Below are 12402 nucleotides of genomic sequence, written 5' to 3'. Positions count from 1 at the left end.
AGGACTCTCTGAGCAGACCCGACCTGGGACAGTAACGGGCTCGCCTGCCTGGGCATCCCCTTCGCCCGCAGCTACTTGTTCGAACACCGGGCGCGCGTCGGCGAGCACACGGTCCTGTTCGACCAGCACCGCACCGGGTGGCGCCTGCGGACGTGACAGGATGTTGCGCTGTGACCGTGGACTCGATCGCCGCATGGCACGACGCCGGTTCGGGCATCACCCGGAGCCTGGAGCTCGCTCATCGGTCTTTGCTTGCCGGTGGCCTGCCGGTGGGCGCGGTGGTGCTGGGCCCTGGTGGTGACGTGGTCGCGGAAGGCCGTAATCGGGCGTATGACCCGCCCGGTGGCGACGACCGGTTGCAGGGCAGCCCGATCGCCCATGCGGAGATGAACGCGTTGGCCCGCATCGCCGTCGGTGCGGATCTGTCCACGACCACTCTGTGGAGTTCTCACCGCCCGTGTGGCATGTGTGCGGCAGCGTGCGAATTCACCGGCGTAGGGCGGGTTCGGTTCGTGGCGCCTGATCCTTCGGACGATCAGCCCGGCCCCGAGCCCACCGGAGTGGACGGCCAGTGGCTGATCGTCGCGAACCTGCTCTTCCTGGCCGGCATCCGCGCGTACTCCGGCGCTGATGCCCCGATCCTCCGGCAAGCCCGCGATCGTGAGCCGGAGACCACCGGCCTGCTCGACACGGTTGCACCGCAACTGTGGGAGACCGCGACCTTGCCGGATGCGCTGGGACTCCTCTGGCCGGACGTCGTCGATGCGGCGCAGCAGCGTCGGCGCCGCATCGGCGGTTGACGTCTCGCGTTGCGGCTCAGTCAGGCACGCCGTCGTTCTCGGGTGATTCGGTGGCGTTCGGTCCAGTAGCCGAGCAGGACCATCCCGAGGCTGGGCAGGGTGTACTTGAGCTGCGGCCAGTTGTCTTCGCGGGGCGGGTCGACGCTGGCGGTACCCGGATAGAGGACGGCGGAGAGCTGGGTGAGCCCGTACAGGCCGGCGATGACCGCCGCGCTGTCCAGCGACTCACGCGACCGCCCCGGTTTCCACAACTGGTACAGCGCCGTCAGGGACAACGCGGCGCCCATGCTCATGGTTTGGGCGTTGTGGAACTTGGCGTGGGGTGGCCACGTCGGATTGTGGATGTGCGTCTCGTTCCAGTCGGCGACGTACGAGCCGACCAGGGTTCCCGCCGCGGACAACGAGATGAGCACCTTGCCGAGCGGGAGTTTCCTGCGGTTGAGCATTGCCATGTCATCCTCCATCAGCGAACGAGCGGGTTCCCGGCTCACGATCGCGCCCGGTGGGCGATCTCCGCGGGATCCGGGGGAGTGGTCGGGTAGACGTCGGCATCGAAGAACCGGGCGAACGGCAGGGTCGCCAGCGTCTCCGCGACCTGCGCCTCATCGTCGGCGACGACCTCGATGAACGTCGCCCGCCGGGCGGGGGAAACGTAGTGGGCGCCGATCCGCCCCTCCGAGCGCAGCACCTCCAGCTGCTTCTGCTCGTCCTCTCGCAGCGCGGCGAATTCCGTGAGGTCGGTGTCGTCGCGGAGGGTCGCGAACACCATGAACGTGGGTGTCGCGGCGGTGTTCCGGGTCGGTGACATAGTCGGTCCTTTCGAGAGTGATCGGCGCCGGGCCGCGTTGGCCCGGAAGTCCTCGGAGGATTCGAGCGACGCGGCGGTCACTCGGTCGTGATGATGAGCTTCCCGCCCTTGGGTGGGCGATCGCGTTCAAGCTCCGTGAGCGCCGCGATCGCCTCGCCGAGCGGCACGCTGCGCGCGACCGGCAACCGCAACACCCCCTTCGCGGCAGCCTGCGCGACCGCCTCGAGGTCCGCCGCGGCGGGTTTTCCGACCAGCACCCGATACGCTGATCGGCAGCGTGCCGGCGGTGTCGAACACGACGTCGAATCGCTTCGCGAGTTTCGTCGCGTCGAAGTCGAAGTCCACGGTCGGGGCGATTCCGAGGCCGCGTGCCTCGTGCGTGGCGGTGGCGCGGCAGCTGCCTCCCGCGGAAACGCCGCGTGCCAAGGCGATTTGGGCGGCGGAGCGGCCGACTCGGCCGAGGCAGCCGTGGATGAACACCGCTTGCCCGGCGTGCAGTTTGCCGGTGTTGACCACGGCCTGGAATGCGGTGAGTCCGACCACGGGAATCGTGGCGGCCTCCTCCCAGGAGAGGTTCGCCGGCTTCGTCACGACCGCCTTTTCTTCGGCGACGACCATTTCGGCGAACGCTCCCGCCGCGTACCGGTGGTACTGGATCCGCTTCGCCGTCGCCATGGTGAGCACCCCTCCGCCGTGATGTCAGCTGATGACATCACCGTACCACGTCGATGTCATCAGCTGACATCACTGTGCGAGTTCCTGGACGATCGCACTAAACTCGCAGGATGGGACGATGGGAGCCGGGAGCCGGTGGCCGGCTGCGCGAGGCCGCACTGAACCTGTATCTCGAACGCGGCTTCGACCAGACCATGGTGAACGACATCGCCGAACGGGCCGGCGTGACCGCCCGCACCTTCTTCCGCTACTTCGGCGACAAACGCGAGGTCCTCTTCGACGCGGCGGCCGAAGTGGAGGAGAAGTCGCTGGCCGCGCTGGAGGGGGCGCCCGCCACGGCGTCGGCGCTGGATCTCGTCGCGGCCGCGCTCGAGGCGGTGGCCGATACCATCGGACACGACCGTGAACTCGCCCGGATGCGGCAGACGGTGATCATGGCCAACGCCGATCTCCGGGAACGTGAATTGATCAAGCTCGCCCAGATGACGGCCGCACTCGCCGACGGACTTCGACGGCGGGGTATCGGCGACGCCGAGGCCGACCTGGCCGCCGAAACCGGCTCCGCGGTGTACCGGGTCGCCTTCCGGCGATGGGTCGACGCCGCCGGCGACCTGGACCTGCGCGAGGCCATCGACCAGTCGTTCGCCCAGCTTCGAACCCTGACCGCAGCCGACTGATCCCGTGCTCGCCGACGGCCGCCTGGCGATCGCGGCGTTCGACCGGCCTTCGGCCATCGAACCCAATACCTCGCGCCGATCCGGTCCTTGAGCAGATAGCCCACGGCGACGCCGCCGTTCGAGTCCGGCAGCTGGCTCGCCTAGGACTGTTCGACGTACTGGCTCAGCACCAGAACAGGAAGCTGCCGGTGGCGGGCACGCAGTTTCACGGCTGCGCGGAGCCCGTCGTCGGAGTGGGCCGGGGGCATCCGCACATCGGTGATGACCAGGTCGGGAGCATCCGCCTCGACCGCCTCGATCAGCCCTTCGGCCGTGCTGACCTCGGCTATGACTTCGTGCTCGAACCGGGTCAGCAGGCTCACGATCCCGTTGCGCATGAGCACTGAGTCCTCGGCGACGACTATGCGAAGCGACATGGGATCTCCACGTACAGAAGGGTCGGCCCACCAGGCGGGCTGGAAAGCCGTAACCGCCCGTCCACGACGCCGCCCCGAAGATCGCCTGAGCCACGGCGGCGGCGCACTCGTCATCGTCACAAACCGGCCACGGGCCCGTCCTCGAGAGATCGGATCGTGACACAACTTGGAGCGGAGTGGGACGTCTGATGGTCGTGAGAGTGATCCGTATCGCCGGACTCGGCCTGGTGGCCCTGCTGCTGGCTGCATGTAGTGGACAGACCGAGACCGCTGGGGCCGCGCAAGCGGTCGGAGCAGCCGGAGCGCCCGGGACGGCGACAGTGCCTGGGGTGCCCGCCGCGACCGTGGCGTTCGAGGGTGGGGACCAGCTGAGCCCGAAGGACCCGATCGTCGTCAAGGCGTCGGGTGGCACGTTGCAGGCGGTCACGGTCACGAACCCGCAGACCGGCAACGGCGTCAAGGGCGATCTCTCGCCGGACAAGACGACGTGGACCAGCACGGATCACCTCCGGTACGGGTCCACCTACCAGGTGGCCGCCACCGCGGTGAACCAGGCGGGTGCGGCGACCGAGCAGCGCGGGGAAGTGCACACGATCAAGCCGTCCGGGGTAGCCACTCCGGCGCTCTTCCAGTCCGCGTCGGGCGATTTCGGCGTCGGCCTGATCATCGGCCTGAAGTTCGACCACGACATCGCCGACAAGGCCGCGGTGGAGAAGTCGTTCAAGGTGACGTCCTCGCCCGCCCAGGACGGCGGCTGGTACTGGGTGGGCAAGCGCGAGGTGCACTTCCGGCCCAAGGAGTACTGGAAGGCCGGCTCGACCGTGAAGCTCGAGACCACGACCTTCGGCATGCCGATCGGGGGCGGCGTGTACGGCGGCCAGGACGTTTCGGCCACCTACAAGATCCACGACTCCTGGATCGCCAAGGCGGACGGCAAGACGCACCAGATCAAGGCGTACCACAACGGGCAGCTGGTGAAGACCGCGCCGACCAGCATGGGCAAGACCGCCAACACCCCGCCGCGCGGCCCGACGCCGACCTTCAACGGCACGCACACCGTGCTGGGCAAGGAGGACCACAAGATCATGGACTCCTGCAGCTACGGCGTGTGCGAGGGCGACCCCGGCTACTACAAGGCACCGGAGAACTGGAACGTCCGGATCTCCAACGACGGCGAGTACCTGCACGAGAACCTGAAGACGGTCGGCGTGCAGGGCAGCGACAACGTCTCCAACGGCTGCCTCAACATGAACACCGAGAACGCCAAGTGGTTCTTCGACACTTTCAACGTCGGTGACGTCGTCGAGGTCACCAACTCCGGCGGCCCGCAGCTGGCCATCAACAACGGCCACGGAGACTGGGCCATCAGCTGGAGCGCCTGGCAGGCCGGCAGCGCCTTGCACGGCTGAGTCCCGCCACACCGAGCTGAAGGGCGCCTTCGCTGCAGCGAAGGCGCCCTTCTTCATGCCGGCAGGGTTCGCCGCAGGAAGTCCGTCGTCAGCTCCCATGCCCGGGCCGCGGCTTGCGGGTGGTGGAACATCGGCGCCACGTGGTTGTGGAACGCGTGCCCGGCCTCCTCCTGCACGTGGATCTCCGCGCCCGGGTGCGCGGCCACCGCCGACTCGACCGCCGCCACGTCCGGACGCGGGATGTACGGGTCCTGCCCGCCGAAGTGGAACTGGATCGGGCACGAAATCTTCGCCAGCTCGCCGATCTGGGCGGGGACTGCCGAACCGTAGAACGACACCGCCGTGTCCGGGTCGCCTTCGGCCGCCGCCGCGAAGGCCAGCGAGCCGCCCAGGCAGAAGCCCAGCACGCCCACTCCGCCCGTCACCGAAGGGGATTCGCGGAGGTGGGTGATCGTCGCCAGGACGTCGGACAGGCCCGACGCCGGGTCGAAGGAAGCCGCCACGTTCATCGACGCCGCCACGCCGGCCTCGTCGTGCGCCGACGACCAGCCCGGGGCGATCCGCCAGAACAGCTCGGGGATCGCCACCACGTACCCCGCCGCGGCCAGGTCTTCCGCGACCGAGCGCAGGTAGTCGTCGAGGCCGAAGATCTCCTGGACCAGCACCAGGCCCGGCCCACGGCCCGGCGGAGGCAGCCACACCGGCAGCCGGACGTCGCCGTCGGGCAGGGAAAGGATGTTCATCGCCGGGACCTTTCGTTCGGTAAGCGGCTGGTGACGGGGTCTCAGCTCGTGCGGTGGGCCCGCACGAGGGGCAGGAACATCTCGTCGACGATCGAGTGGATGCGTTCGACGTCGACGGGTTTGAGGTCCATGAGCAGGTCGTGCCGTACGAGGTCGAACGGCAGGGCGAGCACCGCCGGCGGAATGCGTTCCGGGTCGATCTCGCCGCGGGCCGCGGCCCGCCGGTAGATGGTTCGCGTCTGGGGGAGCAGCTGGCCGCCCATGGCCTGTTCGCGGATCTCCGCCGGCGACAGGCCGGTGGCGGTGAGCAGCCCCGAGAACGCCGCGGCCGCCGCGATGGCGAAGAACCCGGCGAGTGAGTTGCTCAGCGCGGTCAGGTACCGGATGAGGTCGTCGCGCAGATCGCCGGTGTCGGGCACGGCCACGGGGTGCGTCGCCCGGTACCGGTCGAGAACGGCGAGCACGAGTTCGTCCTTGTTCGCCCAGCGGCGATAGAGGACGGGCTCGCTGGTGTGGGCGCGTCTGGCGATGGATCCCATGGTCAGGCGCGCATAGCCGGTCTCGGCCAGCTCATCCCACCCGGCGTCGAGGATGGCGGCTTCGAGTGCCGCTCCGTGCCGCCGGCTCACTGACGGCGCGGGATCGGTCTCCGATGCGGCCACCGCCTCACCTTAGAAAGGTTTGCCTTTCTTCGCAACCGGAGCTAGGGTCTAAGAAAGCTATTACTTTCTTATGGGGAGATGCGATGAGCCGGCCGCGGAGTGCCACCACGGTGTTGATCGTCGGTGCCGGCCCGACGGGTCTGACGCTGGCTGTCGAGTTGGCACGCAGCGGCGTTCCGTTCCGTCTCATCGAGGCGGAGCCCGGTCCGCGCCCGGGCTCCCGCGGCAAGGGCGTGCAACCGCGAACTCTGGAGATCTTCGAAGACCTCGGCATCGCCGAGCGGGTGATCGCGAACGGTCGGCTGGCCATTCCGATGAATTCGACAGGCCCCGACGGCGAGGTGACGCGCGGTGGTGCCATCCCGGAATCGTTGGCGAACCGGCCGGACATCCCGTACGCGGCGAGCCTGATCACGCCGCAGTGGCGAGTCGAAGAGGCACTTCGTCTTCGGCTCGAAGAGCTCGGGGGCGCCGTCGAGTTCGGCACCGCGCTGGCCGGCTTCACCCAGACCGGCGACGGCGTCACGGCCGAGATCGTCTCCGGCGGCACGGCCACGACCATCGCCGCGCGGTGGCTCGTCGGCGCCGACGGCGGACACAGCATCGTCCGCAAACAGGCTGGCGTCGCGTTCGCCGGCGAGACACGCGACGACGTCCGGATGGTCCTGGCGGATCTGCCGGTTTCCGGCCTCGGCCGCGACGCGTGGGAGACCTGGCGTCACCCGGCCGGCGTCATGAGTCTCTGCCCGCTCCCCTCGACCGATCTGTTCCAGTACATCGCCGCCCTCGCGCCCGGCGCCGAGCCCCGGCTCGGCCTCGCCGACCTCCAGGCGACCCTCGAGCGGAGAACGGGCCGGACCGACATCCGCCTCCACGAACCCGAGTGGACCTCGGTGTGGCGCGCCAACATCCGTCTGGTCGAGCACTACCGCGCCGGGAACGCGTTCCTGGCCGGCGACGCGGCGCACGTCCACTCGCCGGCCGGCGGGCAGGGCATGAACACCGGAATCCAGGACGCCCACAACCTCGCCTGGAAGTTCGCCGCCGTCGTGAACGACGGCGCCCCGCTCGCCCTGCTCGATTCCTATGAGGCCGAGCGCCGGCCCGTCGCCGCTCACGTCCTCGCGCTCTCGAACACGCGCCTGGCCGAGACCATCCGGACCAACGCGGTCCCGGTCGGCCGGGACGCGAGCACGATCCAGCTCGACGTGGGGTACCGCGGATCCGCCCTGGCACGCGACGACCGCGACGAGCAGGCGAGCCTGCGCGCCGGAGACCGCGCCCCCGACGCGACCGGCCTCGCCGCCGTCGACGGAGTCCACCGCCTGTTCGACCTGATCGGCCGGGGCCGGTTCACCCTCCTCGACTTCGGCCCCCAGCCGGCCGCGACACTTCCCGGAACCGCGCTTCGGGTACTTCGCCTCGTCGCGGAGCCGGCCGGCGAAAACGAGATCGCGGACACCGCCGGCACCCTCGCGGCCGCCTACGGCCCCTCCGGCAGAACGCTCGTCCTGATCCGTCCCGACGGCTATGTCGGGCTGATCTCCGACGCCGGCGACCTGCGGGCCGTCACGAACTACCTCGCCGCGTTCGGCTGACCGCGACTGGCTCCGCGGCCGGTCGCGTCCTAGGTTGGGAGCCCGACCAAGGAGGCGCGATGGCTGAACAGACCAAGTACGTCCTGGACGAAGCCGATCTCCCGGCCCGGTGGTACAACGTCGTCCCCGATCTCCCGGAGCCGCCGCCCCCGCCGCTGCACCCCGGCACCCGCGAGCCGGTCGGGCCGGACGACCTCGCTCCGCTGTTCCCGCAGGCGCTCATCGCCCAGGAAGTGACGGCGGAGCGCTATGTCGACATTCCGGAGGAGGTCCTCGAGGTCTACCGGCTTTGGCGGCCGTCGCCCCTGTTCCGTGCGCGACGGCTGGAGAAGGCGCTGGGCACTCCGGCGCGGATCTACTACAAGTACGAAGGCGTCAGCCCGGTCGGTTCCCACAAGCCGAACACCGCTGTGCCGCAGGCGTTCTACAACGCTCAGGAGGGCGTCGCCCGGCTGACCACCGAGACCGGCGCCGGCCAGTGGGGGAGCGCGCTCGCCTTCGCCTGCGCCCAGTTCGGGCTGGAGTGCGAGGTCTGGCAGGTGCGGGCGTCCTACGACCAGAAGCCCTACCGCAAGCTGATGATGGAGACGTTCGGCGCGACGGTGCACCCCAGCCCCTCCGACCTGACCGAGTCCGGCCGAGCCATCCTCGCCGCGCACCCCGACTCGACGGGCAGCCTCGGCATCGCCATCAGCGAGGCCGTCGAGCAGGCCGCGCAGGACCCGGACACGCGGTACGCGCTGGGCAGCGTGCTCAACCACGTGCTGCTGCACCAGACGATCATCGGCGAGGAGGCGCTTAAGCAGTTCGAACTGGCCGGCGACACCCCGGACGTGCTCGTCGGCTGCACCGGCGGCGGCTCGAACTTCGGCGGCCTCGCCTTCCCGTTCCTGCGGGAGAAGCTGGCCGGCCGGATGGACCCGGTGATCCGCGCGGTCGAGCCGGCCGCGTGCCCGTCGCTGACGCGCGGGAAGTACGCCTACGACTTCGGCGACACCGCCGGCCTGACGCCGTTGCTCAAGATGCACACGCTCGGCCACGAGTTCATCCCGGACCCGATCCACGCCGGAGGCCTGCGCTACCACGGGATGTCGCCGCTCATTTCGCACATCTACGAGCTGGGCCTGATCGAAGCGATCGCCGTCGGGCAGCAGGAATGCTTCGCGGCCGGGGTGCGCTTCGCGCGTTCCGAGGGCATCATTCCGGCGCCGGAGCCGACGCACGCACTCGCCGCGTGCATCCAGGAAGCCTTGCGGTGCAAGGAAACCGGGGAGGAGAAGGCGATCCTCACGGCGCTGTGCGGGCACGCGCACCTGGACCTGCCCGCGTATGGCGCCTACCTCGCCGGGGACATGGTGGACAACGAACTGTCGGCGGCCACCCTCGAGGCCTCGCTGGCCACTCTGCCGTAGGCCTCGGCCCAAGCGCCCCAATGTGGCGTTCGGTGCGTTCAACGCACCCAATGTGGCGTTGGGTGCGTTGGACGCAACCAACGCCACATTGGGGCGTTACAGCGCGTCCGGGATTTCGGGACGGGTGAGTTCGGTGCGAGCGGTCGCCAGGACCACGCGGTCGCGGCCCGCCGCCTTCGCTTCGAACACCGCGTCGTCGGCCGCCTGGAGCAGGATGGTGTACTCCGTGGCCGTTTCCGGGTACACCGCCGCGCCGATCGAGGCCGTCAGCCCGTCGATCACCTCGGGCTTGCCCGGGCGGATCACCGGGACGCGGACCTCGATCCGGGCGATCGCCGTCCGGATCCGGTCCGCGATGGACGCGATCTCCGTGCTCGTCGCGCCCGGGAGCAGCACCACGAACTCGTCGCCGCCGAACCGGCCGACGTAGTCGCCGCCGCGCACCGAACCCTGGATCGCCGCCGCGACCGCGCGCAGCACCTCGTCGCCCGCCAGGTGGCCGTTGCCGTCGTCGATGGCCTTGAAGTGGTCGATGTCGATCATCAGCACGCCGGCGGTCGAGGACAGCTCGGCGGCGCGGGCCAGCTCGCTGCGGGCCAGCTGCACCCAGAACTCCGGGGCGAGCAGCGCGGTCTTCGAATCCGTGCGCGCGGCGGCCTGGAACTGCGGCAGCAGCAGCCCGATGTGCAGCGCCACCGGCGTCACCATGAGCACCGGCAGCAGCCACGGCCGCACCGTCATCACCAGCGCGATCCCGCAGCCGACGCCGACCGCGGCCAGCACGATCAGCACGTCCGACGCGTTCCCGAACGCCTGCCGCGGCGGCTTGCCCGGGTTGCTCATCAGGATCGCGAGGATCACCAGCACGTAGTTGAGGCCGAAGTAGACGATCCCGGACGCCAGCAGCGCGGTCATCCCGCCGAAGCCGTCCAGATACGGCACGTACGGCGCGAAATGGCCGGTGCCGGTCGTCAACACGGCTCCCGCAGCCGTGCAAGCGAGGATCACGGTGGCCCCGGAGAACACTTTCCGGTGAATCACGCCGCGTCGTTTGTAGACGCGCACCCAGGAATGGGCGTAGCTGACGACGATGACCAATGTGGCCAGCGGCGGGGGCAGCAGGAGGAGCCCGGCGAAGATCCAGATCGACTGCAGGTGCATGTGCGGCCTGCCGTCGGCGGCCAGCTCGCGGATCCGCTCGATGCGTTGCGCCGCTTCGAGGTGCACGATCTCGCCGGCCAGGATCAGGCCGCACCACAGCAGCGACTGGGCCGTGATCGGCACCAGCGCGGCCGTCGCCAGGACCACGGCGAGCGCGAATGCGTCGACGACGAGGACATAGCCGAGCACCGGAGTGGCCAGCTTCCACATCGCCCACGTACGGATACCTGATCGTGGACGTTCTGAGCTGGGCATTCTCCCTGGGGACCCGGACAATCCCACGAAACGCCAATCTCTCAGGACGGAACTTTCGCGACTCGTCACTGTAATCGAACGAACGCGGTGTGTCACTAGGCCGGTCAGGCTACCGTCTGGTTACACACCGTGCCAACCCCCTCACCACAGGAGAGATCATGTCGCACTTCCTGCCCGGTAACAACATCGTCCCGTCGTCCCGCCGTCGCGCGCAGCGGCCGACCGACTGGACGCGGCAGCTTCCCACCGACTGGACCCGCGCGATCCCGACCGACTGGACGACGCGGCAGGCGCCGACCGACTGGACCGCGCGCGAACTGCCCACCGACTGGACCGTCCGCCGGTTGCCGACCGATTGGACCCGTCCCGGCGTCTCGTCACCGCTGCCCGAGTGCCCGACCGACTGGACGCCGCGCCAGGCGCCGACCGACTGGACGCCCCGCGAGTGCCCGACGGACTGGACGCCGCGCCAGGCGCCGACCGACTGGACTCAGTCCTGACCAGTGCCCGGTGACCGGCACCCCGGCGGGGGCCGGTCACCGGGGATCCGGTTGGGCCCGCCGCCACAACGTCGCGGCGCCGAACGCGGCCACCACACCGATCGCCCCGGCCGCGGCGACCACGCCGTGCGGGGCGGCCCGTTCGGCGGCGAGCCCGGCCAGCACCACGCCGAGGCCCTGCGAGACCCGCAGCGCCGTCAGCGCGAACCCGAACGCCTGCGCGCGCTGGGCGTCCGGCGTGAGCTGGACGAACGTCGTGTTCGCGATGAGGTTGTACGAACTGGCCACCCCGGACAGGGTCAGCAGCGCCAACGTGGCCTCCAGGTCCGGTCGCAGCGCGCAGCCCAGCAACGCGCCGCACGCGAGCATCGCGAGCGGCCCCAGCAGCCGGCTCCGCCGCGAAGGCGGGACGCGGGACAACGCGGCCATGCCGAGGACGTTGCCCAGTGCGTAGGCCCCGAGCAGCAACCCGACCACCACCGCGCCACCGCCGAGCTCGGCGGCGTACGGCGCGGCGATCGCTTCCCCCGCGATGTAGAACCCGGAGACGCAGCCGAGCGCGACCAGCGCGAGCCGTCGCCGGTCGCCGACGACCACCGTCCAGCCCGCCCGCACGTGCCGCCACCAGCGGACGCCGGGCTCGGCTCGGGGTGGCCACGACTGCACGCCGTTGACCAGGAACAGCGCCGAAACGGCGAAACTCGCCGCGTCGGCGAGCAGGGCGCCGGAGGTGCCGAGGCCCGCCACGAGCAGTCCCCCGAGCGCGAAGCCGGCCACCTGGCCCGCCTGCACGAGCATCATCAGCAAACCCATCCCGGGCACGAACGTCTCGCCGGGCAGCAGCTGCGGCAGCAGCGCCGCCCGCGCGGAGCCCCACACCGGGTTGAACAGCTGGACCCCGACCAGCAGGGCCGCCACCGCGAGCAGCGGCAGGCCGGGGGTGGCCATCGCCGTCACCGCGACCGCGCGCAGGAGGTCGGCGGCGACCATCACCGTCCGCGGCGGGTACCGGTCGGCCAGCCCGGACAGCAGCGGCCCGCCGACGAGGTCCGGCAGGAACGTCAGCGCGTAGGTCAGCGCGGCCCAGCCCGGCGAGTTCGTCCGGTCGTACACCAGGATCGACAAGGCGACCCGTGCCAGCTGGTCACCGGTGACCGAGACCAGCTGCGCCGAGAACAGCGCCCGGAATTCGGTCACGCCGAGGACGTCCCGGAAGCCCACCGCGCGTGCCGTCATGGGCACTCAGGGTACCGCCGTGGACGCCCAGCGTGAACGGCCGTTAGGAG

Annotated in this window: 14 protein-coding genes; 6 read left to right on the top strand and 8 right to left on the bottom strand. The window is 70.1% G+C overall.

Going from position 1 to position 12402, the window contains the following annotated elements:
* The first annotated feature begins 176 nt into the window (after positions 1–176).
* A complete protein-coding gene (locus tag CF165_RS33420) occupies positions 177–800 on the top strand; it encodes a nucleoside deaminase (RefSeq protein ID WP_158226866.1) in 624 nt (207 codons plus the stop codon).
* Between the two features lie 20 nt (positions 801–820).
* Here CF165_RS33420 and CF165_RS33415 read toward each other — a convergent pair whose 3' ends face one another.
* From CF165_RS33415 to CF165_RS33405, 3 genes are all read right to left on the bottom strand, one after another.
* On the bottom strand, positions 821–1252 hold the full coding sequence (locus tag CF165_RS33415) for a DUF6640 family protein (protein WP_093951579.1): 432 nt from the start codon (positions 1250–1252) through the stop codon (positions 821–823).
* 35 nt (positions 1253–1287) lie between these two features.
* Positions 1288–1608, bottom strand: coding sequence for a muconolactone Delta-isomerase family protein (locus CF165_RS33410; RefSeq protein WP_093951578.1), 321 nt, complete (start codon positions 1606–1608; stop codon positions 1288–1290).
* A 126-nt stretch (positions 1609–1734) separates the two neighbouring features.
* Positions 1735–2283: an MDR/zinc-dependent alcohol dehydrogenase-like family protein gene (locus CF165_RS33405; protein WP_240521916.1), complete on the bottom strand. Its 549-nt coding sequence runs from the start codon at positions 2281–2283 to the stop codon at positions 1735–1737.
* Positions 2284–2393: 110 nt separating this feature from the next.
* On the opposite strand from CF165_RS33405, the gene CF165_RS33400 reads away from it, so the two are divergent.
* Positions 2394–2960 carry a TetR family transcriptional regulator gene (locus tag CF165_RS33400; RefSeq protein WP_093951577.1) on the top strand — a complete coding sequence of 189 codons (567 nt, stop codon included), beginning with the start codon at positions 2394–2396 and terminating at the stop codon, positions 2958–2960.
* 140 nt (positions 2961–3100) lie between these two features.
* On the opposite strand, the gene CF165_RS33395 is transcribed toward CF165_RS33400, so the two are convergent.
* Positions 3101–3376: a response regulator gene (locus CF165_RS33395; RefSeq protein WP_240521915.1), complete on the bottom strand. Its 276-nt coding sequence runs from the start codon at positions 3374–3376 to the stop codon at positions 3101–3103.
* Between the two features lie 200 nt (positions 3377–3576).
* Here CF165_RS33395 and CF165_RS33390 point away from each other — a divergent pair, with 200 nt between their 5' ends.
* Complete coding sequence (locus CF165_RS33390) at positions 3577–4785, top strand: L,D-transpeptidase (protein ID WP_093951701.1); 1209 nt, start codon at positions 3577–3579, stop codon at positions 4783–4785.
* Positions 4786–4838: 53 nt separating this feature from the next.
* On the opposite strand, the gene CF165_RS33385 is transcribed toward CF165_RS33390, so the two are convergent.
* Both CF165_RS33385 and CF165_RS33380 read right to left on the bottom strand, forming a co-directional pair.
* On the bottom strand, positions 4839–5528 hold the full coding sequence (locus CF165_RS33385; protein ID WP_093951576.1) for a dienelactone hydrolase family protein: 690 nt from the start codon (positions 5526–5528) through the stop codon (positions 4839–4841).
* A gap of 41 nt (positions 5529–5569) precedes the next feature.
* On the bottom strand, positions 5570–6190 hold the full coding sequence (locus CF165_RS33380; RefSeq protein ID WP_093951575.1) for a TetR/AcrR family transcriptional regulator: 621 nt from the start codon (positions 6188–6190) through the stop codon (positions 5570–5572).
* Between the two features lie 83 nt (positions 6191–6273).
* Here CF165_RS33380 and CF165_RS33375 point away from each other — a divergent pair, with 83 nt between their 5' ends.
* Positions 6274–7788 carry an FAD-dependent oxidoreductase gene (locus tag CF165_RS33375; protein ID WP_093951574.1) on the top strand — a complete coding sequence of 505 codons (1515 nt, stop codon included), beginning with the start codon at positions 6274–6276 and terminating at the stop codon, positions 7786–7788.
* A 59-nt stretch (positions 7789–7847) separates the two neighbouring features.
* The gene (locus CF165_RS33370; RefSeq protein ID WP_093951573.1) at positions 7848–9200 is read left to right on the top strand and encodes a TrpB-like pyridoxal phosphate-dependent enzyme; all 1353 of its coding nucleotides are present in this window, start codon (positions 7848–7850) and stop codon (positions 9198–9200) included.
* Positions 9201–9296: 96 nt separating this feature from the next.
* Here CF165_RS33370 and CF165_RS33365 read toward each other — a convergent pair whose 3' ends face one another.
* The gene (locus tag CF165_RS33365) at positions 9297–10571 is read right to left on the bottom strand and encodes a diguanylate cyclase (protein WP_093951572.1); all 1275 of its coding nucleotides are present in this window, start codon (positions 10569–10571) and stop codon (positions 9297–9299) included.
* 203 nt (positions 10572–10774) lie between these two features.
* On the opposite strand from CF165_RS33365, the gene CF165_RS33360 reads away from it, so the two are divergent.
* Positions 10775–11116 carry a hypothetical protein gene (locus tag CF165_RS33360; protein WP_093951571.1) on the top strand — a complete coding sequence of 114 codons (342 nt, stop codon included), beginning with the start codon at positions 10775–10777 and terminating at the stop codon, positions 11114–11116.
* Positions 11117–11152: 36 nt separating this feature from the next.
* On the opposite strand, the gene CF165_RS33355 is transcribed toward CF165_RS33360, so the two are convergent.
* Positions 11153–12352, bottom strand: a complete 1200-nt coding sequence (locus CF165_RS33355; protein ID WP_093951570.1) for an MFS transporter — start codon at positions 12350–12352, stop codon at positions 11153–11155.
* Positions 12353–12402: the final 50 nt, after the last annotated feature.

The sequence above is a fragment of the Amycolatopsis vastitatis genome, assembly GCF_002234595.1.
GTDB classification, from domain to species: Bacteria; Actinomycetota; Actinomycetes; order Mycobacteriales; family Pseudonocardiaceae; genus Amycolatopsis; species Amycolatopsis vastitatis.
This window is presented reverse-complemented; position numbering and strand designations above follow the sequence as displayed.